We start from the raw sequence: 22,661 nt of genomic DNA, 5'->3' as shown, positions 1-22,661 counted from the left end.
TACTAATATTCCGGCTCCGACATGACTTCATCTACCAATTCCTCCTCAAAAGGCCTTTCCTATCGTGATGCTGGCGTCGATATTGACGCTGGCGTCGATTTAGTTGACCGCATTAAGCCTCTGACCAAGAAAACCATGCGCGAAGGCGTTTTAGCTGGAATTGGTGGTTTTGGAGCCCTTTTTGAGGTGCCTAAGCGCTACAAAGAGCCGGTGTTGGTGTCGGGCACCGATGGAGTTGGTACAAAGCTGAGATTGGCGTTCGAGTGGAATCGTCATGAAACCATTGGCCAGGATTTGGTGGCCATGAGTGTGAATGACATTTTGGTTCAGGGCGCTGAGCCCCTCTTTTTCTTGGATTACTTTGCTTGCGGCAAGCTAACTGTTGATACAGCTGCCACAGTTGTTGGTAGCATTGCGAAAGGTTGCGAATTATCTGGTTGCGCATTGATTGGCGGTGAGACCGCTGAAATGCCAGGTATGTATCCGCCTGGTGAATATGACTTGGCTGGCTTTGCGGTTGGTGCCGTGGAGAAATCCAAAATCATTACAGGGAACACAATCGTTCCTGGTGATGTAGTTTTGGCGATCGGTTCTAGTGGCGCGCACTCCAATGGCTATTCATTGGTGCGAAAAATTATTGAGCGTGCTGGCGCAAAGCCGACTGACGATTTGGGTGGTCGCCCACTAGGTGATGTAGTGATGGCGCCAACAGAAATTTATGTAAAGCCTTTGCTAAAGTTGATCTCTGAAATCAATGTAAAAGGAATGGCGCATATCACCGGTGGTGGCTTGGTAGATAACGTGCCCCGTGTACTCCCAGAAAATACTCAAGCAGTTTTACATCGCGATAGCTGGCAGATGCCAGAACTCTTCCGTTGGTTGCAGATGAAGGGCGGTGTCGCTGATGCAGAAATGGTTCGTGTATTTAACTGCGGCATTGGCATGGTGGTGATTGTTGCCCCAGACCAGGCGGACGCCGCAATCAAATCATTAAGCGCACAAGGCCTTAAGGCTTGGACAGTTGGTGAAGTTGTGGAGCGCCCGAAAGACGCGCCACAAACAATCGTTATCTAAGACTCTTTGATTGAAAGCTTAACGATCACTTCGTTAAGTTCTTTTTGCAGAAATCTAGGGCTGCCTTCAACTCTTCTGGGTTGAAGGGGTCAAATGTTTTTCTTCCCTCAATTGCTCGCAACCAAGTGAGCTGCCGCTTTCCAAGCTGTCTTGTCGCAGCGAGCGCCTTGTAGCGCATATCCTCTGCGTTAATTTTCCCATTCAGAAATTCCCAGGCCTGGCGATAGCCTACTGAGCGTATTGCAGGGAGATCTGCATGCAATTCTGAATTAGCGCGCAGCTTTTTAACATCATCCATAAATCCGGCAGCTAACATTTCATCAAAACGTTTTTCTAAATTTTGATGAAGTCTTTTGCGATCACTGGGTTCGAGAGATATGAGATGAATCCAAGGGGGGATCGCCGAACCTTCACGTCCGTCTTCACTCGGCGAATCGGCCAACAGTTCTGACATAGGCTTGCCAGTGATTTCAAAAACCTCAAGGGCGCGTTGTACGCGTTGAGAATCATTTGGCTTTAAGCGAGCAGCAGTCTCTGGATCAACTTGAGAAAGTTTTTCATGCATTGCTGGCCAGCCAATAGCTTTACCCTCTTCGTCTAGGCGTGCCCGTATTTCGGGATTGGCTGGCGGCAGGGAAGAGAGCCCATGCGCCCAAGCACGCCAATACAACATCGTTCCACCTACGACAACTGGAATATTTCCTCGGGTTCTAATTTCTACGCAGAGGCGAGCCGCGTCTTTTGCAAAGCGTGCCGCTGAATAGACTTCAGTGGGTTCCAAAATATCGATGAGGTGATGAATAACTGCTGCTTGTTCAGCCTTTGTGGGTTTTGCGCTGCCAATATCTAGGCCCCGATAAACCAGTGCCGAATCCATGCTGATGAGTTCAATGGTTAAACCAATAGATTTAGCATGCTCAGCCAGAGACATAGCGAGATGAGTTTTGCCTGCGCCGGTGGGACCCACGATACAGAGAATGGGATTTGACTCTGGCGCATGCATAGGCTGAATGTAGGGTTCAGTCTGCATGCCTAATTATAAGAGCCTGTTAATATTGTTAATATCCGCAACAAACCATAAGTTAAAGAGCGAGTTGATGGATACCCTTTTGCAAATAAGTGATTTATTGCTACATATTGATAAACATCTCGATGTGGTGATCTCACAATACGGACCTTGGGCCTATGGCTTGCTATTTGCAATTGTTTTTGCAGAAACTGGCCTGGTCGTAGCCCCATTCTTGCCGGGCGACTCTCTTTTATTTATTGCTGGAGCGTATTGCGCTACTGAGCATTTCAATATCTGGACTTTATGCATTGGTTTGTTGGTTGCCGCGGTCGCAGGCAATACTGTGAACTATTTCATTGGCCGCTGGATTGGCAAACGCGTCTTTAGCAGTACATCTCGTTGGATTGATCAAGGCGCCTTATTAAAAACCCATGCCTTTTATGAAAAGCATGGCGGCAAGACCATTATTCTTGCGCGCTTTCTGCCAATTATTCGCACCTTCGCGCCCTTTATTGCTGGCGTGTCGGAGATGAACTTCTCCCGTTTTCAATTCTTTAATATCGCTGGCGCTGCTCTTTGGGTGTTCGGATTGGTCATTGCCGGCTACTTCTTCGGCAATATTCCAATCATTCGTCAGAATTTAAATGTGATCGTATTGGTTGGGATTGGCGCTGCTGCCGTTCCTGCTGTTTTTGCAGCCGCCTATAAAATTTTTCAGCGCAAGAAAAACTAAAGATCGCTAAAAATTTAGTGCAGCTTGGTTTGGCTTTCTAGCGTAGCAATATGCTCGCGAATGTCGCTAGCGTCTTCTGCTTCAGGGAGTTCGCTCAGATAGCGATGCATATCCGCTAAGGCGGAGCGTAAATATTCCAGTTGCGCAAAGATCAACCCACGATCACGCACTTCTTCAATGGAGTCTGGCAACAAGATCACTAAACGCTCTTGAATCCCCAGTAGGCGCTCCCAGCGCTCATGCTCCGAGTAAATCATTTTGAGGTTTCTTAAAAAGCGCGACAGAATTTCTCTTGAGCTAGAGGCACGCAAGAAGATGTTGAGCGGCAGGCTAAGCTCACCTCGATAACCTTTAGCATCCAAGTACGGATCAAGCATCTCTTGTAGCTGAGTCTTCGAGAGTGATTCACCGGTTAATGGGTCCATGATGACTTCCCCTTGCTGCAATGAGATGCGCATCATGAAATGGTTCGGAAATGAGACTCCGCGAATCTTGAGACCAATTTGATTGCCCAACTCCATCATCAAAATAGCCAAGGAGATTGGAATGCCTCTGCGATTCTCAAGTACGTAATGTAAGTAAGAATTTTCGGGCGCATAAAAATCATTTGGATTGGGACCAAAGCCCAATTCGGTATAAAAGAAATGCTTCAGTATTTGCAGGCGCTGAACGGGTGAGGTATCTGGGGTAATGCGTGACTTGAGTTTGTTGCCCATTTGATCGAGCTGATCTAAAACGCCCTGTACATCCAAATCAGGATATGCGTGTTGTGCAACAGCAATCGCTGCTTCCGCTAAAGGGAAGTGTTCGTCTTCGGCAACTAGGGAGGTGAAATAGTCGAGTTGTTGTGTTGGCATATGGGCAATTTTGCATGACGCAAGAATTTTTGCCAGCGAATTCCCACTAAACCCAGGGAACCAAAGTACACAATTGCAGCAATGCCTAACCATGCGGCTAATAAGCCAATACGTAGCCATGGCTCCGCTTGTAAAGCAATCCAGTTATGGGCGCCTGCTGCGTAAATGAGGACAGCAGAAAAAGGGATTAATGCAAAGAGTAGTTGCCCAAGGTATTTGAGCCAAGCAGAGCTCGGCAGGGCGCCGCGCTTATGAAGGCCAACCCAGAGAAGGGCGGCATTAAGGCATGCGCCAGTGCCAACTGATAAGGCCAGGCCGGCATGACCAAGCCATGGAACAAAAACAAGGTTGGCTAATTGAGTGGCTACTAAAACGAATAAGCCAATTTTTACTGGGGTGCGAATATCTTGGCGTGAATAAAACCCTGGAGCCAAAATCTTTACCAAAATTAATCCAATTAGGCCAACGCCATAAGCGGCCAATGCACGTTGTGTCATCAGTACATCCAGTGCGTTGAATTTGCCGTAGTGGTACAGCACGGCTGCTAGTGGCTCGCCAAAAATAAAGAGCGCAAGTGCACAGGGCGCAGCTAATAAGAATGTCAGCTGTAAACCCCAGATGAGTAATTCACCGGCGTGCACTAAGTCATTCTTGGCATTGGCCTTGCTAAGGCTTGGCAAGAGCACGGTGCCTAAGGCAACGCCAAGTAATGCAGTCGGAAATTCCATGAGGCGATCAGCGTATGAAAGCCAAGACACGCTACCTGCTTGCAAGCGTGATGCAATGTTTGTATTAATGATTAATGAAATTTGGGCAATGGAAACTGCAAATACAGCAGGACCCATCAACTTTAAAACGCGTCTGGCTTCCGGATTGACGATGGCGCTTTTGATTGCGCCGGGTAATAAACCAATACGAGGCAAAAGTCCTAAGCGAGACAGTGCTGGAATTTGAATGACGAGTTGCAAAACGCCGCCAACTAAAACACCGCTACTGAGGGCGTAAATTGGCTGATCCAAGTGCGGCGCTAAGAAAGGGGCGCTGGTGATGAGGGCTAAATTCAGCAAAACCGGCGTAAAGGCCGGAATGGCAAAACGCTGGAAGGTATTCAAAATGCCGGCGGATAGCGAAACCATGGAAATCAGGCCGATATAGGGAAACATAATGCGGGTCATCACAACGCTGGCCTCATAGGCCGGCCCACCGCTAAATCCTGTGGCAATGGCCAAAATCAGCAAGGGGGCGCCAATAACCCCTGCCAATACCGTGAGGAGCAAAGCCCAAAATAAGAGCGTAGCGACCGCATTTACGAGGATTTGAGCCTGTTTTTGATCCCCTTTGGTGGAAATTTCCCCCAAAATCGGTACAAAAGCCTGGGAAAAGGCCCCTTCCGCAAATAATCGACGCAGTAAATTGGGTAGCCTAAAAGCCACATTAAAGGCGTCCGTCCACTCGGAAGCCCCGAAACTACGGGCTATGAGGGTCTCCCGAAGCAACCCCGTAATGCGGGACAGCATGGTCAGGGAGCTAACCTTGGCGGCGGCAGAAAGCAGATTCATGAGCCGATTTTCACCTATTTATGGGTGGACTGGGCTTTTTTGCCCCTTTAAGGTAAAATCTTGGGTTTTGGTGAGCTTGCTTATGGGAAATTGGCAAGTCCACGAGATTTTTAACTAATCGCATTTTGCAATTTATAGAGAGGCAAGGTTTAAAGATGGCCAATACAGCACAAGCGCGCAAGCGCGCACGCCAGGCAGTAAAACAAAACGAACACAATTCCAGTTTGCGTTCAAAGCTTCGCACTTCCATCAAGGCAGTTCGTAAAGCAATCGAAACTGGTGACAAAGCTGCTGCTGCAAAAGTATTTACAGCCGCTCAAGCAACAATCGACAAGATTGCTGACAAAAAGATTGCACACAAGAACACTGCAGCTCGTCAGAAGTCACGTTTGTCTGCAGCTATCAAGGCGATGGCAGCGTAATACAGTATTAGTTTTAGGCTGGTCGAAGTAGTTTCGACCTAGGCCCGCTCCTCATCAGAGCGGGTTTTTGTTTTTAAGGCTGGGCTTGGGATGTTGGGTTGAACTCACATGCCTCTTCGATCGGTAGGCTGCTGTCTTTGGCAAAGTTCATGACAAAGTCGAGCGCTCTTGGATCTAAGTCGCCCAGCCTAGTATCGATAACAACGCATTTCACTTTTGCAATAAGAGCACTGGTCTGACATAGGGCGAATAAGTGAAGCGAGGGTCCCCGGAATCGCCGGGAGGGCGGAAAGTAGCCATCACCCCGCACAGACGCTCCGCCCAATCGCTGGGCCGAAACGGTTTGCCAGAAGTGGTAATGCCTTGAATGAAAAGCTTTTTGTGGTTCAAGTTGGCGTACAAATGATGTTAAGAAGCAGTATTGCTTAGCCTTCTAGCTTAACAGCCTGAGGTGGACGTAATATGACTTTAGGGTCCATTTTCGTGCAGTTGAATGTTTTAAGAAAAAAATGCAAGCCAAAACTTTAGTAGAAAGCTCAACTATGACATCTCTGGCAAAGCCCCAAGTGCCCGGTCAGGTAAAGCACTACCTGCAGTTTTCTGACCTCACTCGCGAAGAATATGACTACTTGCTGAAAAGATCAGCATGGCTCAAGGCTAAATTTAAGAGCTACGAGACCTGGCATCCTTTGCATGACCGCACTTTGGCAATGATTTTCGAAAAGCACTCCACGCGTACGCGCCTTTCTTTCGAGGCGGGCATACACCAGCTTGGAGGTCATGCGGTATACCTGAACACTCGCGATACTCAGTTAGGTCGTGGCGAGCCTGTAGAGGATGCTGCGCAGGTAATTTCAAGGATGACGGACATCATCATGATCCGCACCTTTGGCCAAGAGATTATTGAGCGTTTTGCAGCCAATTCTCGCGTGCCCGTAATCAACGGCTTAACGAACGAATTTCATCCATGCCAAGTGCTGGCCGACATCTTCACTTATGTGGAGGTTCGTGGCCCAATCCAAGGCAAAACGGTAGCTTGGGTAGGTGATGCCAACAATATGGCTTACACCTGGTTTCAGGCAGCTGAATGTTTAGACTTTCAGTTGCGCTTCTCGGCGCCAGAAGGCTACCAATTGGATCCAGCGCGTTTGACTGCAAAAGCAGCAAAACACTTGACGGTTTGTGTCGACCCTAAAGATGCCTGCAAGGGTGCAGACTTAGTTACGACCGATGTATGGACCAGCATGGGATATGAAGCTGAAAATGCTTCACGCATGAATGCGTTCCAAGATTGGATGGTCGATGAGGAGTTGATGTCTTTGGCTAAGCCGGATGCGTTATTTATGCATTGCTTGCCAGCCCACCGCGGCGAAGAGGTTTCCGCTGGCGTGATTGATGGCCCACAAAGCATTGTGTGGGAAGAGGCAGAAAATCGTTTGCACGTCCAGAAGGCTTTGATGGAGTATTTACTTTGCGGTCGTTTGGATTGAGTTCATAGCTCGGTTTTAGTAAGTCGTTTTAATTTATTTTTGATTGAATAAGAAAACATGTCTGATATTAAAAAAGCAGTCTTAGCGTATTCCGGTGGTCTAGACACTAGCGTGATCTTGAAGTGGCTTCAGGATACATATGGTTGTGAGATCGTGACCTTTACCGCCGACTTGGGTCAGGGTGAAGAGTTGGAACCAGCGCGTGCCAAAGCATTGCAATTTGGTATCAAGCCAGAAAATATTTTTATTGATGATTTGCGCGAAGAATTTGTGCGTGATTTTGTATTTCCAATGTTCCGCGCGAATACGATTTACGAAGGCGAATATTTGTTGGGCACTTCAATTGCGCGCCCTTTGATCGCTAAACGTCAGATTGAGATCGCTCGCTTAACTGGTGCTGATTCTGTATCTCACGGAGCTACAGGCAAAGGTAACGATCAAGTTCGCTTTGAGTTGGGTTACTACGCATTAGAGCCAGGAATCAAAGTGATTGCTCCTTGGCGTGAGTGGGATCTGCTCTCACGTGAGAAGTTGATGGCCTATGCAGAAAAGCATGGCATTCCAGTGGAGATGAAGCATAAGCAAGGTGGCTCACCTTATTCAATGGATGCCAACTTATTGCATATTAGCTATGAGGGACGTCATCTAGAGAATCCTAATGCTGAAGCCGAAGAGTCTATGTGGCGTTGGACAGTTTCTCCAGAGAAGGCTCCAGACGCCCCAGAAATTATTGAGATTGAATTTAAAGCTGGTGATCCAGTAGCAATCAATGGCAAGGCGTATAAGCCACATGAGTTATTGGCTGAGCTCAATCGCATTGGTGGCATGCACGGCATCGGGCGTCTTGACCTGGTGGAAAACCGCTTTGTTGGCATGAAGAGCCGTGGTTGCTATGAAACTCCTGGCGGCACGATTCTGTTGAAGGCGCATCGCGGCATTGAAAGCATTACCTTAGATCGTGAAGTGGCTCACTTGAAGGATGATCTGATGCCACGCTATGCAAGCTTGATTTACAACGGCTTGTGGTGGGCTCCAGAGCGCCTAGCTTTGCAGACTTTGATCGATCACACCCAACAAGCAGTAAATGGTGTTGTGCGCTTAAAGCTCTATAAGGGATCTGTTTCCGTTATTTCACGTGATTCAGCCAATACTTTGTTTGACCAAAATATTGCAACCTTTGACGATGACGGCGGCGCTTATAACCAAGCAGATGCTGGCGGCTTTATTAAGCTCAACGCTTTGCGTATGCGTATTGCTGAGACGGCTAGACGCAAACGCGCCAAGAAGTAATTGAAGAATTCAGCAACAAAGAAAAATATTAGAACTAAACAGAATAGAAAGAACTGCAATGCAATTTGATCAAGTTTCCGTAGGCAAGAAAGCCAATGTATTTTTTGATGGCAAGTGTGTTTCACATACTGTGACATTACCAAATGGCGTGCGTAAGTCTGTTGGCGTTGTATTACCAAGCACTTTGCGCTTCGATCTTAGTACAAAAGAAATTATGGAAGTGGTCGATGGCAATGCTTTTGTGAGTATTAATGGCGCCCCTGAAGTAGAGTTCAAGGCTGGCCAAAGCTGGGAAGTGGAAAAGGGCGGTTACTTCATTATTCGTGCTGAGCAACCAGTGCATTATGTTTGCCATTTTGAGTAAGAGCGGCAATACTTAAAGAAAACGCAGACCTCAGTCTGCGTTTTTTATTGCATCAAGACAAATCGTTCGGCTAGACCAATTACTTTTTCGGTAGTCCGGTAATCACTGCTGCTCCAGGCACAATCACGCGCTCGGAGAACCATTGCTTGTTCATCTCTAGCGCGTAACGTACAGCAGCCTTAGGGCAATGGTTGTTGGTGGTTTCTGCTTGCATTTCTTCGATATTCACAATCTTCCCATCATCAGCTATGAAAGCAATGGAGAGTGGAATCTTGGTGTTGTTCATCCAGAAACAATGACCAGCTTTTTGTTCAAAGATAAATAGCATGCCTGAGTTGGTCGGCATGCTGGTGCGGTTCATGAGCCCAACCTCTCTTGCCTTCGGCGTATCAGCCAGCTCAGCCTGAATACGATAGATGCCTGTTTTTAATTCAGCTGTAGGCAGGCCAACATTGACCTGCGCCTGCGTCAGGCCTGAACCAATGAAAAGAAATGCCGCAAAGAATTTGCTTAGGAAGTTTTTATGGGTATGCATGAAGGGCATTTTATGTGAGGTAAATTGAGGGCGAAAAAAACCCAGGAACAAGTCCTGGGTTTTTAATAATGATCTAAGGACTATTAAGCCGCTTGGATATTGGTAGCTTGCTTGCCTTTAGGATCTTGGGTAATGTCAAACGTTACCTTTTGGTTTTCCTTAAGAGTTTTGAACCCAGGCATAGTAATTGCGCTGAAATGCGCGAACAACTCTTCTTCACCATTATCAGGTTTGATAAAGCCAAAACCTTTTGCATCATTGAACCACTTAACAATTCCGGTCGCCATGCGAACTCCATTACATAAACTTAAAACAACCGTGATGAGGGTAAATACTTTTTAATCAGTCTCAATCCACAACACGCCTAAATAGAACCTCTCTTGATGAAGCCTACCCCCCGATTGTTTGCCCTTTTTGGAGGGGTGTCAAGGAGTTATATGCCCCTACCCCCTAGTAAATACCCCTTTTTTATCGAAAAATGCCCCAATATGGGTTTAAGAGGGGTTTTTGCGTGGTTTTCGCAACAAGACCCCAGTAAATTAAAGTTTCAATATCTGTGTTTAGAATGTTTCTCATGAGTCGCGCACCAAAAAATCCCACTACTGGCATCCCAGGAAATCCTCACGTTGAGGACACCATTCTTCTCGAAAAGCAGGTCGAGCAAGTAAAGGCACCTTCAATGTATAAAGTTTTACTATTGAATGACGATTACACGCCAATGGAATTTGTGGTGATGGTGATTCAGGAGTATTTTAATAAAGATCATGAAACAGCTACACGCATCATGTTGCAAGTTCATTTAGTCGGCAAAGGTGTCTGCGGAGTATTTACTCGCGATGTCGCTGCCACGAAAGTGCATCAAGTTATCGAACTCTCCCATGAAGCGGGTCACCCACTACAGTGCACTATGGAGGAAGCATGATTGCCCAAGAACTAGAAGTAAGTTTGCACATGGCGTTTGTTGACGCAAGGGCATCGCGACACGAGTTCATTACGGTTGAGCATTTGCTTGCGGCCTTGCTGGATAACGCGACGGCCGTAGAAGTCTTAAAGGCTTGCGCAGTCAACATCGCAGAGCTACGCGCTCAACTTAAAAATTTCATTAATGACAACACGCCAGTGGTGCCAGGTAATGACGAAGTGGATACGCAACCAACGTTGGGCTTTCAGCGCGTGATTCAACGTGCCATCATGCACGTCCAATCTACATCCAATGGTAAGAAAGAAGTGACCGGTGCAAATGTATTGGTTGCCATCTTTGGCGAAAAAGATTCGCATGCGGTGTACTTCTTGCAGCAACAAGGGGTAACACGTTTAGATGTTGTCAATTTCATCAGCCACGGTGTTCGTAAAGATCAAGCGGAGCATGTCAAGCCTGCTGAGGCTTCTCAGGAGTCAGAAGAAGCTGCATCGTCAGGTAAGGAAAGCCCTTTAGATCAATACACCCAGAACCTTAACACTATGGCTCGTCAGGGCAAGATCGACCCATTAATTGGGCGCGAGAGCGAAGTGGAGCGGGTGATTCAGGTACTTTGCCGTCGCCGCAAAAATAATCCACTGTTGGTAGGTGAGGCTGGCGTTGGTAAGACTGCTATTGCCGAAGGCCTGGCCTGGAGAATTGTGAAGGGCGACGTGCCTGATATCTTGGCCGACGCCACTGTCTATTCATTGGATATGGGCACGCTCTTAGCTGGCACGAAATACCGTGGTGACTTTGAGCAACGTTTAAAGAGTGTTCTCAAGTCTTTAAAAGATCACGCTCATGGCGTTTTATTTATTGATGAGATTCATACTTTGATTGGTGCTGGCGCGGCATCGGGTGGCACTTTAGATGCAAGCAATTTGTTAAAGCCTGCTTTATCCAACGGCCAGCTCAAATGCATCGGTGCAACCACCTTTACTGAATACCGTGGAATCTTTGAGAAGGATGCCGCTTTATCTCGTCGCTTCCAGAAGGTTGATGTTGTTGAGCCAACTGTTGATCAGACAGTGCAAATCTTGCGCGGACTCAAGTCTCGCTTTGAAGGGCACCACAGCGTGAAGTATGCGGCTGGCGCTCTGGTGGCTGCCGCAGAACTTTCTGCTCGTTATATTAATGACCGCCATTTGCCTGATAAGGCAATTGATGTGATTGATGAGGCCGGAGCTGCGCAACGCATCTTGCCTAAGTCTAAGCAGAAGAAAACAATTGGTCGCCCTGAGATTGAAGAGATTGTGGCAAAGATCGCTCGCATACCGCCGCAATCAGTCACCGTGGATGATCGTAGCAAGTTGCAAACTTTAGACCGCGACATTAAGAGTGTGGTCTTTGGTCAAGATCCTGCAATTGAGGCTCTGGCAAGCGCTATCAAGATGACGCGTGCTGGCCTTGGCAAGATTGATAGACCAATTGGCTCATTCTTATTCTCTGGTCCAACAGGCGTTGGTAAGACTGAGGTAGCGAAGCAGCTTGCTTATATTCTGGGTATTGAATTGCTGCGCTTCGATATGTCTGAATACATGGAGCGCCATGCGGTGAGCCGCTTGATTGGTGCGCCTCCGGGATATGTGGGATTTGATCAGGGTGGTTTGCTGACTGAGGCTGTAAATAAGAAGCCGCATTGCGTGCTCTTGCTTGATGAGGTTGAGAAGGCGCATCCAGATATCTTCAATATTTTGTTGCAGGTAATGGATCATGGAACCTTGACGGACAACAACGGTCGCAAGACAGATTTCCGTAACGTGATCATCATCATGACTACAAATGCTGGTGCTGAGGCGATGCAGAAATCGACTATCGGCTTTACCAATGCACGCGAGTCTGGCGATGAGATGGCTGATATTAAGAAATTCTTTACCCCAGAGTTCCGCAATCGCTTGGATGCCATCGTTTCATTCAAGGCGCTGGATGAGTCCATTATCATGCGTGTAGTAGATAAATTTTTGATGCAGCTTGAAGAGCAACTCCATGAGAAGAAAGTGGACGCTACCTTTAGCCCTGCATTGAGAGCGCATCTTGCGAAGCATGGCTTTGACCCATTAATGGGCGCTCGTCCTATGCAACGCATCATTCAGGACACCGTTCGTAAAGCCCTTGCTGATGAGTTGTTGTTTGGTAAATTAGCTCAAGGTGGCCATGTGGATGTTGATATCGATGAGGATGGCAAAGTTCAATTGAACTTTGAGGCTCCGGTATTGCCAGGAAAGCGCACTAAGGCAGACGTAGCGCCGGCCGAAGAAATTTAATCAAATCATTATTTCAATAAATACAACCCAAAAAGGAAAATATGTCTCATCACGATAAATTATTAGAAGCTTTTGAAACGTACAAAGCAGAGAACGAAAAGTTTCACGGTAAAGGCATTAAGGCATCTGCTGCCCGTGCACGTAAAGCATTGCAAGAGATTGCTGGTTCTTGTAAAGAGCGTCGCAAAGAAATTACTGCAGAAAAAGAGTCTCGTGAAGGCGCTGGCGCCGGTATGTTACAAGATGCTGCTCGTAAAGCGCACATTCGTAAGTAAGCATTTTTGCTTAAAAAGAAAAGCCACCCTTGGGTGGCTTTTCTTTTTAAGCAAAAATCTGGGCACTAGAGGTATTTGACTTAGGCTCTACCGGTGCTGCCAAAGCCGCCTGCGCCACGACTACTCTCGGTGAACTCTTCTACCACCACGAGCTCTACTTGCTGCACGGGCATTACAACCAATTGGGCAAGGCGCTCCATAGGCTCTAGTTTGAATGGTGTGGAGCCACGATTCCAGGTGCTCACCATCAATTGACCTTGATAGTCGGAGTCAATCAAGCCAACTAAGTTACCCAGCACGATGCCATGCTTGTGACCTAGTCCTGAGCGCGGCAATATGAAGGCGGCATAGCGCGGATCTTCAACATAGATTGCCAGGCCCGTAGGAACAAGTACGGTTTGACCGGGGGCAATTTCGATAACTTCATCAATGCAAGCACGAAGATCTAAGCCTGCGCTTCCGGGTGTGCCGTATGTTGGCAATTGATCGCGCATACGTTCATCGAGAATTTTGACTTGGAGTGATTGCATGAAATTTCCTAAAGCGGGGAAGGTAAATAAAGGGGTGCTACTTAAATTTTCTTGGCAACTAGCTGAATAAGCTGGCGAGCTAATTGCAGCTTTTCTGCCTTAGCAATTTTTTTACTGCCAGCAGAATCGATTACTAATAATTGATTGAGGTCGCTGCCAAAGGTAGCGGGACCAATATTGCCCACAATCATCGGGATGCCTTTGCGCTTACGCTTTTCATCAGTATGTTTTTCTAGGTCGGTAGATTCCGCTGCAAAGCCAACACAATAGGGGTAAGGCTTGCCGCCTTTGGTTTTTACAGTCTTAGCTACATCAAGAAGAATGTCTGGATTGGCGGAAAATTCAATACTTGGCGCATCTTTTCCTTGGCGCATAATTTTTTCCTTGGCTGGTTTGGCAATACCCCAGTCAGCCACTGCGGCAACCGCAAAAAATACATCGCAGTCTGCCGCGCTAAGAGTGGCCGCGTGCATTTCTTTGGCGCTCACTACATCTGTACGAGTAATGCTGCCGGTAGCTTTTAGCGGTGTTGAGAGGTCGCAAGGCCCCGCAATGAGATGCACCTGAGCCCCAGCCTCAATTGCAGCGCGGGCAATTGCAAAGCCCATCTTGCCAGAGCTATGGTTAGTAATTCCACGTACTGGATCAATTGCCTCAAAAGTTGGGCCAGCAGTAATCAATACTTTTTTGCCTGCTAGTGTTTTCTTTTGAAAGAAGGCGATGACTTGCTCTGTGATTTCCGCAGGCTCGAGCATTCTGCCCAACCCTATTTCGCCGCAAGCTTGAAAGCCGCTGGCCGGCCCTAGAAGAGCAATACCATCTTCTGTAAGGCGTTGCACACTTCTTTGGGTGGTTGCATGCTCCCACATCTGTTTGTTCATTGCTGGTGTGAGCAAGAGAGGACAATCTCTTGCCAGGCAAAGCGTGCTGAGTAAGTCATTAGCTAAACCTAAGGAAAGCTTTGCCATGAGATCAGCGCTTGCAGGCGCAATCAGAATTGCATCTGCAGCACGAGATAACTCAATGTGGGCCATATTATTTGGAACGGTGCTATCCCATTGACTCAAGTAAACGGGATTGCCAGTTAAAGCTTGCATGGTCACTGGGGTAACAAATTGTTGCGCTGCTTCGGTCATGACAACTTGAACCGAGGCGCCTTCCTGCATCAGTTGGCGTGCAAGTTCTGGAGCCTTATAGGCTGCAATGCCACCAGAGATACCCAGAACGATTTTCTTATTTAAAAGTGATTGCATGGCGCCAGCTTAATGGGATTGAGAGGATTTGCCAAATGACTTGCGTAATTCACCCCAAATGATTAGGGCTGCACCAATGCAGATAGCGCTATCGGCAATATTAAATGCGGGCCAATGCCAATTTGCGTAATGCAGATCAATAAAGTCCACTACGGCGCCGTACATCACTCGATCCAATACATTTCCAAGTGCGCCACCCAAAATGAGACTCAAGGCCACACAGAGTAATTTATCGCTTTGACTTTTTAGTAATAGCCAAATAATGTAAAAAGAGGCCACTAGACCCAGAACGGTAAAGAACCAGCGTTGCCAACCAGAGCCTTGCGCTAAAAATGAAAATGCTGCGCCCGGATTAAAGAGTAGGAGCCAATTCATAAAAGGGAGCACTGGATCCGGAACGCCCATTTGTAAATTGCTAAGAGCAGACCACTTGCTTAGCTGATCAAGCAAAAGCGTCATGATTGCAATTGCGAGATAACGAAGTAATGAAAGACTCTTCATTGTTGTGGCTCTTAAGCAAACAAGCGATGATCGCCGTTGCCAAATAAATTACTGATGCAACGTCCACATAGGTCTGGATGATCGGCATTGCTGCCAACATCTTTGGTGTGATGCCAGCAGCGTCCACATTTCTTGTATTGGCTACCACGTACCAATACCTCTAAGCCTTCATTGCTGAGTTCAATATTGGCGCTTGAGGTGATAGTGACAAAGCGTAAATCATCTTCTAGCGAATGCAAAATTGCAAAGTCCACATCCCCTACTTTGATGGTGAGCTCAGCCTGCAAGGATGAACCCACATTGCCTGCTTCACGTTCAACCTCAATGGCTTTAGTAACCTCTGAACGTATTTCACGAATACGAGCCCACTTGGCTAGCAACTCGTCACCATGGGCAATTTGCGGGAACGCGCTAAATTCTTCCATGAAGATAGATTCAGCAGGCTTGCTTCCTGAGCCATGGGGGAAATCTTTCCATGCTTCTTCTGCGGTAAATGAGAGGAATGGCGACAACCACTTCAATAGATTGCGAGTGATATGGAACAAGGCGTTCTGTGCGGCACGGCGATCAGGTGAGTCTGGAGCGCTGATGTAAAGACGATCTTTGAGGATGTCCAAATAGAAGCCACCCAAGTCTTCGGAGCAGAAAGTGAGCATGCGTGCCACTGCCGGCTGGAATTCATAAGCCTTGTAGTGAGCTTGCACATCGTCTTGTAATTGATTGGCAAGCGCAACGGCATAGCGATCAATCTCAAGCCATTGTTCAGTAGGGATGGTGTGCTTGCTAGGATCAAAATCCGAAAGATTGGCCAGCAAGAAGCGCAGGGTGTTACGAATGCGGCGATAGCTCTCGGTAACGCGCTTGAGAATCTCATCAGAGATTGTCATTTCACCGGAATAGTCGGTAGAGGCAACCCATAAGCGAATGATCTCGGCGCCCAACTTATCTGCAACTTGCTGGGGGGCGATTACGTTACCTACGGACTTGCTCATCTTGCGCCCTTGACCATCGACGGTAAAGCCGTGGGTCAAGAGTGCTTTGTATGGCGGCTTGCCGTCTAGCATGGCGCCAGTGAGTAAAGAGGAGTGGAACCAACCACGGTGTTGGTCTGAACCCTCAAGATATAGATCCGCCAGACGACCATTGGGAGTTTCTGCATCAGCAGTTAGGAGTTCATCACGATGTGAGCCTCGAATGACATGCCAATGGGTTGTGCCAGAGTCAAACCAAACATCCAAGGTGTCACGATTCTTTTCGTATTGCGCAGCTTCTTCGCCAAGCAGATCGGCCACTTCTAATTTTTGCCAAGCTTCAATACCTTCTTTTTCTACGCGCTTAGCGATCTCTTCAAGAAGCTCAACAGTGCGTGGATGTGGCTCACCACTTTCTTTATGTACAAAGAAAGCCATCGGTACGCCCCATTGGCGCTGACGTGACAAAGTCCAGTCAGGACGATTGGCAATCATGCTGTTGAGGCGCTGCTTACCCCAAGCGGGGAAGAACTCGGTACTCTCAATGCCTGCTAGCGCAGTTTCACGCAAGCTTGCTTTGCCATCAGATGGTTTCTTGTCCATGCTGGCAAACCATTGTGAGGTTGCGCGGTAAATGATGGGCGACTTATGACGCCAGCAATGCATGTATGAGTGGGTATAGGTTTTATCGCGCAAGAGGCTGCCAGCTTCACGCATGGCTTCAACAATCTTTGGATTTGCTTTCCAGATATATTCATTGGCAAAGAGCGGTAACCATGATGCATATACGCCATTACCCATCACTGGGTTCAGAATATCTTTATCAGCAAGTTTGTTTGCTTTGCAGGACTTAAAGTCTTCCTCGCCATAAGCAGGCGCAGAGTGAACAATACCTGTTCCGGTATCCAGTGTGACGTATTCCGCTGGATAGATTGGGGAGAGGCGCTCATAGCCTTCATGCAGTGGTGCTAGAGGATGCCAGAACGAAATATTTGCTAGCTGAGCGCCTTGGCAAGTTGCAATCACTTTGCCTTCTAAGTTGTAATCCTGCAAACAAGTTTCTACACGATCTTTAGCAAGGATTAATAACTTATCTCCAATATCTACCAGTGCGTATGTAAGTTCTGGGTGAACGTTCATGGCTTGGTTGGCTGGAATGGTCCAAGGTGTTGTTGTCCAAATGACAATTTGCCCTGGCTTATTCGGAAGCTCAGCCAATCCAAATGCTTTTGCTAACTGAGGGCGCTGCGTATCATCAAACGCAAAACCGACATCTACCGTTGGATCAGTTTTATCTTGATATTCCACTTCAGCTTCGGCAAGAGCGGAGCCGCAATCAAAACACCAGTTCACTGGTTTTAAGCCGCGGAAGACATAACCTTTTTCCCAAATCTTCCCAAGGGCGCGGATTTCATCAGCCTCGTTACGGAAGTTCATGGTGAGGTAGGGGTTATTCCAGTCTCCCAATACCCCTAAACGCTCAAAATCTTTCTTTTGTTTTTCTACTTGGACGTGAGCATACGCACGTGCCTTGGATTGAACCTCTGCAGTCGGTAAATTTTTACCAAATTCTTTTTCAATCTGAATTTCAATCGGCATGCCATGACAATCCCAGCCCGGCACATACACAGAGTCAAAACCCATGAGCCAGCGAGACTTCACAATCATGTCTTTCAGAATCTTATTCACGGCATGACCAATATGAATGTCGCCATTTGCATATGGAGGCCCATCATGCAAAATGAATTTCGGTTGATTGGCATGCGCTGCACGAATCTTTTCGTAAAGCTTATTCTTTTGCCATCCAGCTACCCATTGTGGTTCGCGCTTAGCAAGATCTCCTCGCATTGGAAAGGAGGTATCTAGTAGATTGACGGGATAAGAGTTTTCTTTTTCAGACATAAGCTTTTTTCTGGAAATAATTTCTGGCATGCGCTGCATCTGCTGCAATCGCTTTTGTAAGGGTTTCGAGATCGGAGTACTTTGCCTCGTCACGAATTTTTTCTAATAGTTCTACGGTAATAATTTTTCCGTAAACATCTGCGTTGTAATCAAAGATATGGGTCTCAAGTAGCACCCGGCCTTCATCTTCTACTGTGGGCCTAACACCCAGGCTGGCTACTGCTGGAAGGGGTTTATCGGATAAGCCGAGAACTTGAGCGGTAAAGATGCCAGTACTTGCGGGTTTGCGATGATGTAGATGATTTGCCACTGCTAAGTTCAAAGTAGGGAAGCCAAGTTGACGCCCAAGTTTTTGACCATGAATGACATGGCCGGAGATTCCATACGGGCGACCTAATAATTTTTCAGCCTGCTCCATATCGCCATGAGCAAGTGCTGTACGGAGAGCGGAGCTAGAAATGCGTTCTCCATTTTCAGAGATGGTATGAATACTGGAAACTTCAAATCCATATTTTTCACCGGCCACTTTTAGGTTGGAAAAATTACCCGCACGCTTTGCTCCATAGCAAAAATCATCACCAATCAAAATCCATTTAGCATTTAAACGTTTGACAATAATTTCTGAAACAAACTCTTCTGGCGAGAGTTTCGCAAAAGCGGCGTTGAAATGCTCAACCACGACACGATCAACTCCAAGTTGTGCAAGCGCGGCTAACTTATCGCGCAAGTTCAGAATGCGGGGTGGTGCTTGTTCAGGGGAAAAGAATTCTTTTGGGTGCGGCTCAAAGGTCATAACGCAGCTGACTAGACCTCGTTCTTTGGCGCTATCCACCAGCTGCTTGAGCAGGGCGCGATGACCCCTGTGCACGCCATCGAAATTGCCGATGGTTAGGGCACAAGCTGGCCCTGCAGAAAACTGGGTGGGGCCACGGAATACGTTCACAAAATCGCTCTTTCAGGTAGCCATCAATTATATTGTGGGCATGCCTTCTATCGTCACCTTAATCTCGGGCCGCGGATCTAATTTCGAGGCCATTGTCAAAACAGCTCAAAAAGAGCAATGGCCGGTCACATTTGCCGGGGTCATAGCGAATCACTCAGCGGCTAAGGGCCTTGATTTTGCTCGCTCGCAGGGTATCCCGGCCTTTGCTATTGAGCATAAGGAGCATGCCACTCGCGAATCCTTTGATGCTGCATTAATCCAGCAGACTGATGCTTTAGGGGCTGATTTGGTGGTTCTCGCAGGCTTTATGCGAATTTTGACCCCAAGCTTTATCCGTCATTTTGAGGGGCGTTTAATCAATATCCATCCCGCCCTATTGCCTGCATTCCCCGGTTTGCACACCCATGAGCGTGCCTTAGAGGCTGGTGTGAAGAAGCACGGCGCTACAGTCCATTTTGTGAATGAGGGCGTAGATGAGGGGCCAATTATTTGTCAGGCCTCAGTTCCGGTGTTGGAAGGGGATGATGCGGACACCTTGGCAGCCCGTGTTTTGACGGCTGAGCATCAAATTTACCCGCGGGCCGTAAAATGGTTCCTCGATGGACGATTGCGAATAGAAGGTAATCAAGTGAAGCTACAACCCCCAGAGTCGCAATTTTTTAAATTATGAGTGCAGAACGTCCACCCCGCAGATCTGGCAGCAGACTAGCCCCACACAAAAGTTACGCGACGAAATCGAAAGATCCTTTGCGTCGCCCTGAGCGTCGTATCGCCAGCGGAAATTTAATTGCGCCTGAAGGTCAAAAGAATTTCTCCAATGCAAAAGCATTGCCACAGCATGCGATTCATCTGGAGCGTCTGCTCCCTGAATTGCTGAGTTTTGAACAGCCTGCAGACCGAGTAGTCAGTCGTTATTTCAGAGAAGAGAAGCAACTTGGAAATCGTGACCGTGCTTTGATTGCAGAGAGTGCGTTTGCTATTTTGCGTCGTAAAAACGAGTTCTCTCAATTTGCCTCTAGCGGGGAGGGATCCCAGGCTAGACGCTTAGCCCTATTGGGTTTGCTGTCCGCACTATCTGAGGGTGGACTGGGCTCTGCGAATCGTGCTGAGAGTGCAATTGCTGACTTAGCACATGTGTTGAAGTCTGGTGAATACGAGTGGTTGCAACGTTTTGCAACGGTGGATCCAGCCGCTTTAAATCCTCTCGTGCGCAACAATTTGCCAGAGTGGTTGTGGGATGCGTTTGGTCAATATCCGGGCGAAGACACTCGTGAAGAGCTTGCAAAATCTTTAATGCATCCAGCGCTTTTAGATTTGCGTGCGAACACCATGAAAACCAATCGTGAAGAGTTGCTCGCGCAGATGAATGCATTGGGTGGCCGCTATCAAGCAATTCCAACTCCATACGCGCCGGATGGCGTACGCATCATGGGCAAGCCTGCCTTGCAAAATACTACTGGCTTTAAAGAGGGTATGTTTGAGGTGCAAGATGAAGGCAGTCAATTGTTGGCTTACTTGCTCGCCCCTAAACGTGGCGAGATGGTCGTGGATTTTTGCGCTGGCGCTGGTGGCAAGACTTTGGCTATTGGGGCGTTAATGCGATCCACAGGGCGTTTATACGCTTTGGACACATCTGAGCGTCGCTTGGCAAACTTGAAGCCAAGGCAGGCTCGCAGTGGCCTCTCAAACGTGCACCCAGTTTGGATTGATAGTGAGAATGACACGAAGATCAAGCGCCTGGCCGGGAAGATTGACCGCGTGCTGGTAGATGCCCCTTGCAGTGGCATGGGTACCTTACGCCGCAATCCAGACCTTAAGTGGCGCCAGACCCCAACCGGGGTATTGGAGCTGAATCAGAAGCAGATGAGCATTCTGTCTTCCGCTGCTCGACTATTAAAGCCAGGCGGACGCCTGGTTTACGCCACCTGCAGCCTATTGCCCCAAGAAAATCAGGCAATCGCCGAGGATTTTCTGGCAAAACACCCCCAATTTGAGGCTGTTCCGGCGGCAGAAGTTCTTAAACCATTGTTTCCAAAGGAAAAATTACCTTTGGGATGCAGTCTTGATAATCCTTGGTGGCAGCTATGGCCGCACATTCATGGAACGGATGGTTTCTTCGGGGCTGTTTTTCAAAAGAAAGCTGCAGCCCCTGTGCTCGAATCCGAAAAAAGCGAGGAAAAAGAGACTAAGGTCAAAAACAAGAAGACCCCTACCCTAAAGAACTAAAATAGAATTTTAGACCGCTTTAGTAGGGATTCCCTTTTGAATACAGTTTCAGGCTTTGATTTATTCCTCCACTGGCTTGCCAATGGATATTTGGATTGGGCTTGGTGGAAGATTCTTGCTTTCACCCTCGTGGCTACCCACATCACCATTGCTGCAGTGACCATTTTTTTGCATCGCTGCCAAGCGCACCGCGCTTTGGAACTGCATCCAATCATTTCCCATTTCTTCCGTCTTTGGCTGTGGCTAACCACAGGCATGGTTACCAAGGAATGGGCAGCTATTCATCGCAAGCATCACGCTAAATGCGAAACAGTTGATGACCCGCATAGTCCGCAAGTTTTAGGAATTACAACCGTGCTATCTCGGGGCGCTGAGCTTTATAAAAAAGAAGCTGCCAACCAAGAGACCTTAGATAAGTTTGGACACGGCACTCCGGATGACTGGATTGAGCGCAATGTTTACTCCAAGTTTTCTTGGCAGGGCGTTGCCATCATGCTCATCATTGACGTATTTTTATTCGGCGGCATAGGGCTAACAGTATGGGCTGTGCAAATGCTGTGGATCCCAATCACTGCTGCTGGTGTGATCAATGGCATTGGCCACTACTGGGGTTATCGCAATTTCGATTGTGAAGATGCTTCTACCAATATTTTTCCTTGGGGCATTTTGATTGGTGGTGAAGAATTGCACAACAATCATCACACCTTTGCAACTAGCGCGAAGTTATCAAACAAGTGGTATGAGTTTGACATTGGTTGGATGTATATCCAAATCATGAGCGCAGTGGGTTTAGCTACCGTGAAAAAGACTCCACCTAAACCAGTGTTGAGCGATTTACGTCCTGCAGATCAAACAACACTCGAAGCGATCATTGCAAATCGTTATGAAATCATGGCGCGCTATAGCAAGACCTTGCGCAGCTTGTTCAATAATGAGGTTCAGCATATGCAGGTTTTAGCGGCGCATTTAAAAGATGCGCGCACTTGGTTAAGTAAGGATGAATCTCGCTTAACGGAGCAAGAAAAAGCGAACCTCGAAGAGTTGATGGCGAGTAACGCTCAGTTGCGTAAGATGATCGAGATGCGGCGTGATCTGCAAGCAATCTGGGGCCGCTCTAGCGCCACCAGGGAGCAGTTGGTTTCTCAGTTGCATGCTTGGTGTCAGCGCGCTGAAGATAGCGGCTTAACGAGCTTGCGTGAATTCTCTTTGAGATTACGCCGTTACGCTTAACGAATCCCAAGAAAAATAAATAACAAAAGTTCAAAGAAATTTTTGACAATAAAAAACCCGCTGATGTAGCGGGTTTTTTATTTGCTTGAAGTAAAGATTACTTCAACTTTGTTTCTTTATAAGCAACGTGCTTGCGAATGGTTGGATCGAATTTCATGATCTCCATTTTCTCAGGCTTAGTACGCTTGTTTTTTGAAGTTGTGTAGAAGTGACCAGTACCTGCTGATGACTCTAACTTGATTTTTTCTCTGCCGCCTTTAGCCATTTGTGCG

The 22,661-nt window shown here is 47.4% G+C and carries 23 protein-coding genes and 1 pseudogene; 12 read left to right on the top strand and 12 right to left on the bottom strand.

All coding sequences use genetic code 11. The annotated features are described in order from the left end of the window. Window positions 1-21 precede the first annotated feature (21 nt). Entirely contained in the window at window positions 22-1,074 is a 1,053-nt protein-coding gene (gene purM / locus DXE27_RS01805; RefSeq protein WP_128112665.1) for a phosphoribosylformylglycinamidine cyclo-ligase, read from the top strand. 25 nt (window positions 1,075-1,099) lie between these two features. Here purM and miaA read toward each other — a convergent pair whose 3' ends face one another. Next, complete coding sequence (gene miaA, locus DXE27_RS01800) at window positions 1,100-2,104, bottom strand: tRNA (adenosine(37)-N6)-dimethylallyltransferase MiaA (RefSeq protein WP_128112664.1); 1,005 nt, start codon at window positions 2,102-2,104, stop codon at window positions 1,100-1,102. Between the two features lie 67 nt (window positions 2,105-2,171). On the opposite strand from miaA, the gene DXE27_RS01795 reads away from it, so the two are divergent. Further along, window positions 2,172-2,816, top strand: a complete 645-nt coding sequence (locus DXE27_RS01795) for a VTT domain-containing protein (RefSeq protein ID WP_128112663.1) — start codon at window positions 2,172-2,174, stop codon at window positions 2,814-2,816. Between the two features lie 14 nt (window positions 2,817-2,830). Here DXE27_RS01795 and DXE27_RS01790 read toward each other — a convergent pair whose 3' ends face one another. Next, the gene (locus DXE27_RS01790; RefSeq protein WP_128112662.1) at window positions 2,831-3,673 is read right to left on the bottom strand and encodes a SirB1 family protein; all 843 of its coding nucleotides are present in this window, start codon (window positions 3,671-3,673) and stop codon (window positions 2,831-2,833) included. After that, entirely contained in the window at window positions 3,637-5,232 is a 1,596-nt protein-coding gene (murJ, locus tag DXE27_RS01785) for a murein biosynthesis integral membrane protein MurJ (protein WP_128112661.1), read from the bottom strand. The genes DXE27_RS01790 and murJ overlap by 37 nt, the downstream gene beginning before the upstream one ends. 155 nt (window positions 5,233-5,387) lie before the next feature. Between murJ and rpsT the strand changes: the two genes are divergently transcribed. Beyond that, a complete protein-coding gene (gene rpsT / locus DXE27_RS01780; protein ID WP_128112660.1) occupies window positions 5,388-5,654 on the top strand; it encodes a 30S ribosomal protein S20 in 267 nt (88 codons plus the stop codon). A gap of 73 nt (window positions 5,655-5,727) precedes the next feature. On the opposite strand, the pseudogene DXE27_RS01775 reads toward rpsT, so the two are convergent. Further along, window positions 5,728-6,044, bottom strand: a pseudogene (locus DXE27_RS01775) (DUF3579 domain-containing protein). Window positions 6,045-6,196: 152 nt separating this feature from the next. Between DXE27_RS01775 and argF the strand changes: the two are divergent. Genes argF through ppnP form a run of 3 tightly spaced genes read left to right on the top strand, consistent with a single transcriptional unit; the run spans window position 6,197 to window position 8,798 of the window. Beyond that, window positions 6,197-7,144, top strand: coding sequence for an ornithine carbamoyltransferase (gene argF, locus DXE27_RS01770; RefSeq protein WP_128112659.1), 948 nt, complete (start codon window positions 6,197-6,199; stop codon window positions 7,142-7,144). 57 nt (window positions 7,145-7,201) lie between these two features. Then, window positions 7,202-8,434 (top strand): argininosuccinate synthase, encoded by a 1,233-nt coding sequence (locus tag DXE27_RS01765; RefSeq protein WP_128112658.1) that lies wholly within the window; start codon window positions 7,202-7,204, stop codon window positions 8,432-8,434. Between the two features lie 58 nt (window positions 8,435-8,492). Beyond that, window positions 8,493-8,798: a pyrimidine/purine nucleoside phosphorylase gene (gene ppnP, locus DXE27_RS01760; RefSeq protein WP_128112657.1), complete on the top strand. Its 306-nt coding sequence runs from the start codon at window positions 8,493-8,495 to the stop codon at window positions 8,796-8,798. A gap of 79 nt (window positions 8,799-8,877) precedes the next feature. On the opposite strand, the gene DXE27_RS01755 is transcribed toward ppnP, so the two are convergent. Both DXE27_RS01755 and DXE27_RS01750 read right to left on the bottom strand, forming a co-directional pair. Continuing rightward, window positions 8,878-9,342 (bottom strand): DUF192 domain-containing protein, encoded by a 465-nt coding sequence (locus DXE27_RS01755; RefSeq protein ID WP_415064436.1) that lies wholly within the window; start codon window positions 9,340-9,342, stop codon window positions 8,878-8,880. A 74-nt stretch (window positions 9,343-9,416) separates the two neighbouring features. Further along, window positions 9,417-9,620: a cold-shock protein gene (locus DXE27_RS01750; protein WP_128112655.1), complete on the bottom strand. Its 204-nt coding sequence runs from the start codon at window positions 9,618-9,620 to the stop codon at window positions 9,417-9,419. Between the two features lie 278 nt (window positions 9,621-9,898). Between DXE27_RS01750 and clpS the strand changes: the two genes are divergently transcribed. Genes clpS through DXE27_RS01735 form a run of 3 tightly spaced genes read left to right on the top strand, consistent with a single transcriptional unit; the run spans window position 9,899 to window position 12,833 of the window. After that, complete coding sequence (clpS, locus tag DXE27_RS01745) at window positions 9,899-10,255, top strand: ATP-dependent Clp protease adapter ClpS (protein WP_128113677.1); 357 nt, start codon at window positions 9,899-9,901, stop codon at window positions 10,253-10,255. Further along, window positions 10,252-12,558, top strand: coding sequence for an ATP-dependent Clp protease ATP-binding subunit ClpA (clpA, locus tag DXE27_RS01740; protein WP_128112654.1), 2,307 nt, complete (start codon window positions 10,252-10,254; stop codon window positions 12,556-12,558). Before clpS ends, clpA begins: the two co-directional genes overlap by 4 nt. A gap of 41 nt (window positions 12,559-12,599) precedes the next feature. Further along, complete coding sequence (locus DXE27_RS01735; protein ID WP_128112653.1) at window positions 12,600-12,833, top strand: hypothetical protein; 234 nt, start codon at window positions 12,600-12,602, stop codon at window positions 12,831-12,833. A gap of 80 nt (window positions 12,834-12,913) precedes the next feature. Here the strand turns inward: DXE27_RS01735 and dut are convergent, their stop codons facing one another. Genes dut through DXE27_RS01710 form a run of 5 tightly spaced genes read right to left on the bottom strand, consistent with a single transcriptional unit; the run spans window position 12,914 to window position 18,933 of the window. Beyond that, window positions 12,914-13,363: a dUTP diphosphatase gene (gene dut, locus DXE27_RS01730; protein WP_128112652.1), complete on the bottom strand. Its 450-nt coding sequence runs from the start codon at window positions 13,361-13,363 to the stop codon at window positions 12,914-12,916. Between the two features lie 41 nt (window positions 13,364-13,404). After that, the gene (coaBC, locus tag DXE27_RS01725; RefSeq protein WP_128112651.1) at window positions 13,405-14,616 is read right to left on the bottom strand and encodes a bifunctional phosphopantothenoylcysteine decarboxylase/phosphopantothenate--cysteine ligase CoaBC; all 1,212 of its coding nucleotides are present in this window, start codon (window positions 14,614-14,616) and stop codon (window positions 13,405-13,407) included. A gap of 9 nt (window positions 14,617-14,625) precedes the next feature. Continuing rightward, window positions 14,626-15,117 carry a signal peptidase II gene (gene lspA, locus DXE27_RS01720; protein WP_128112650.1) on the bottom strand — a complete coding sequence of 164 codons (492 nt, stop codon included), beginning with the start codon at window positions 15,115-15,117 and terminating at the stop codon, window positions 14,626-14,628. An 11-nt stretch (window positions 15,118-15,128) separates the two neighbouring features. Beyond that, entirely contained in the window at window positions 15,129-18,008 is a 2,880-nt protein-coding gene (gene ileS, locus DXE27_RS01715) for an isoleucine--tRNA ligase (RefSeq protein WP_415064457.1), read from the bottom strand. Continuing rightward, entirely contained in the window at window positions 17,983-18,933 is a 951-nt protein-coding gene (locus DXE27_RS01710; RefSeq protein ID WP_128112648.1) for a bifunctional riboflavin kinase/FAD synthetase, read from the bottom strand. Before DXE27_RS01710 ends, ileS begins: the two co-directional genes overlap by 26 nt. Window positions 18,934-18,973: 40 nt before the next feature. Between DXE27_RS01710 and purN the strand changes: the two genes are divergently transcribed. Genes purN through DXE27_RS01695 form a run of 3 tightly spaced genes read left to right on the top strand, consistent with a single transcriptional unit; the run spans window position 18,974 to window position 22,389 of the window. Beyond that, complete coding sequence (gene purN / locus DXE27_RS01705) at window positions 18,974-19,603, top strand: phosphoribosylglycinamide formyltransferase (protein WP_128112647.1); 630 nt, start codon at window positions 18,974-18,976, stop codon at window positions 19,601-19,603. Then, a complete protein-coding gene (locus DXE27_RS01700; protein ID WP_128112646.1) occupies window positions 19,600-21,159 on the top strand; it encodes an RsmB/NOP family class I SAM-dependent RNA methyltransferase in 1,560 nt (519 codons plus the stop codon). Before purN ends, DXE27_RS01700 begins: the two co-directional genes overlap by 4 nt. Before the next feature lie 36 nt (window positions 21,160-21,195). After that, a complete protein-coding gene (locus DXE27_RS01695) occupies window positions 21,196-22,389 on the top strand; it encodes a DesA family fatty acid desaturase (RefSeq protein WP_128112645.1) in 1,194 nt (397 codons plus the stop codon). Between the two features lie 97 nt (window positions 22,390-22,486). Here the strand turns inward: DXE27_RS01695 and rpmG are convergent, their stop codons facing one another. Further along, the gene (rpmG, locus tag DXE27_RS01690; protein ID WP_015421876.1) at window positions 22,487-22,654 is read right to left on the bottom strand and encodes a 50S ribosomal protein L33; all 168 of its coding nucleotides are present in this window, start codon (window positions 22,652-22,654) and stop codon (window positions 22,487-22,489) included. Window positions 22,655-22,661: the final 7 nt, after the last annotated feature.

It is taken from the genome of Polynucleobacter necessarius, from assembly GCF_900096755.1.
In the GTDB taxonomy this organism is placed as follows: domain Bacteria; phylum Pseudomonadota; class Gammaproteobacteria; order Burkholderiales; family Burkholderiaceae; genus Polynucleobacter; species Polynucleobacter necessarius_K.
Note: the sequence above shows the minus strand (reverse complement) of the source record. Positions and strands in the feature narration are given on the sequence as shown.

Bases quoted from the DNA above. Each gene is read 5' to 3' on its own strand.
- purM (WP_128112665.1), top strand. From the start codon at position 22: ATGACTTCATCTACCAATTCCTCCTCAAAAGGCCTTTCCTATCGTGAT.
- miaA (WP_128112664.1), bottom strand. From the start codon at position 2,104: ATGCAGACTGAACCCTACATTCAGCCTATGCATGCGCCAGAGTCAAAT.
- DXE27_RS01795 (WP_128112663.1), top strand. From the start codon at position 2,172: ATGGATACCCTTTTGCAAATAAGTGATTTATTGCTACATATTGATAAA.
- DXE27_RS01790 (WP_128112662.1), bottom strand. From the start codon at position 3,673: ATGCCAACACAACAACTCGACTATTTCACCTCCCTAGTTGCCGAAGAC.
- murJ (WP_128112661.1), bottom strand. From the start codon at position 5,232: ATGAATCTGCTTTCTGCCGCCGCCAAGGTTAGCTCCCTGACCATGCTG.
- rpsT (WP_128112660.1), top strand. From the start codon at position 5,388: ATGGCCAATACAGCACAAGCGCGCAAGCGCGCACGCCAGGCAGTAAAA.
- argF (WP_128112659.1), top strand. From the start codon at position 6,197: ATGACATCTCTGGCAAAGCCCCAAGTGCCCGGTCAGGTAAAGCACTAC.
- DXE27_RS01765 (WP_128112658.1), top strand. From the start codon at position 7,202: ATGTCTGATATTAAAAAAGCAGTCTTAGCGTATTCCGGTGGTCTAGAC.
- ppnP (WP_128112657.1), top strand. From the start codon at position 8,493: ATGCAATTTGATCAAGTTTCCGTAGGCAAGAAAGCCAATGTATTTTTT.
- DXE27_RS01755 (WP_415064436.1), bottom strand. From the start codon at position 9,342: ATGCCCTTCATGCATACCCATAAAAACTTCCTAAGCAAATTCTTTGCG.
- DXE27_RS01750 (WP_128112655.1), bottom strand. From the start codon at position 9,620: ATGGCGACCGGAATTGTTAAGTGGTTCAATGATGCAAAAGGTTTTGGC.
- clpS (WP_128113677.1), top strand. From the start codon at position 9,899: ATGTTTCTCATGAGTCGCGCACCAAAAAATCCCACTACTGGCATCCCA.
- clpA (WP_128112654.1), top strand. From the start codon at position 10,252: ATGATTGCCCAAGAACTAGAAGTAAGTTTGCACATGGCGTTTGTTGAC.
- DXE27_RS01735 (WP_128112653.1), top strand. From the start codon at position 12,600: ATGTCTCATCACGATAAATTATTAGAAGCTTTTGAAACGTACAAAGCA.
- dut (WP_128112652.1), bottom strand. From the start codon at position 13,363: ATGCAATCACTCCAAGTCAAAATTCTCGATGAACGTATGCGCGATCAA.
- coaBC (WP_128112651.1), bottom strand. From the start codon at position 14,616: ATGCAATCACTTTTAAATAAGAAAATCGTTCTGGGTATCTCTGGTGGC.
- lspA (WP_128112650.1), bottom strand. From the start codon at position 15,117: ATGAAGAGTCTTTCATTACTTCGTTATCTCGCAATTGCAATCATGACG.
- purN (WP_128112647.1), top strand. From the start codon at position 18,974: ATGCCTTCTATCGTCACCTTAATCTCGGGCCGCGGATCTAATTTCGAG.
- DXE27_RS01700 (WP_128112646.1), top strand. From the start codon at position 19,600: ATGAGTGCAGAACGTCCACCCCGCAGATCTGGCAGCAGACTAGCCCCA.
- rpmG (WP_015421876.1), bottom strand. From the start codon at position 22,654: ATGGCTAAAGGCGGCAGAGAAAAAATCAAGTTAGAGTCATCAGCAGGT.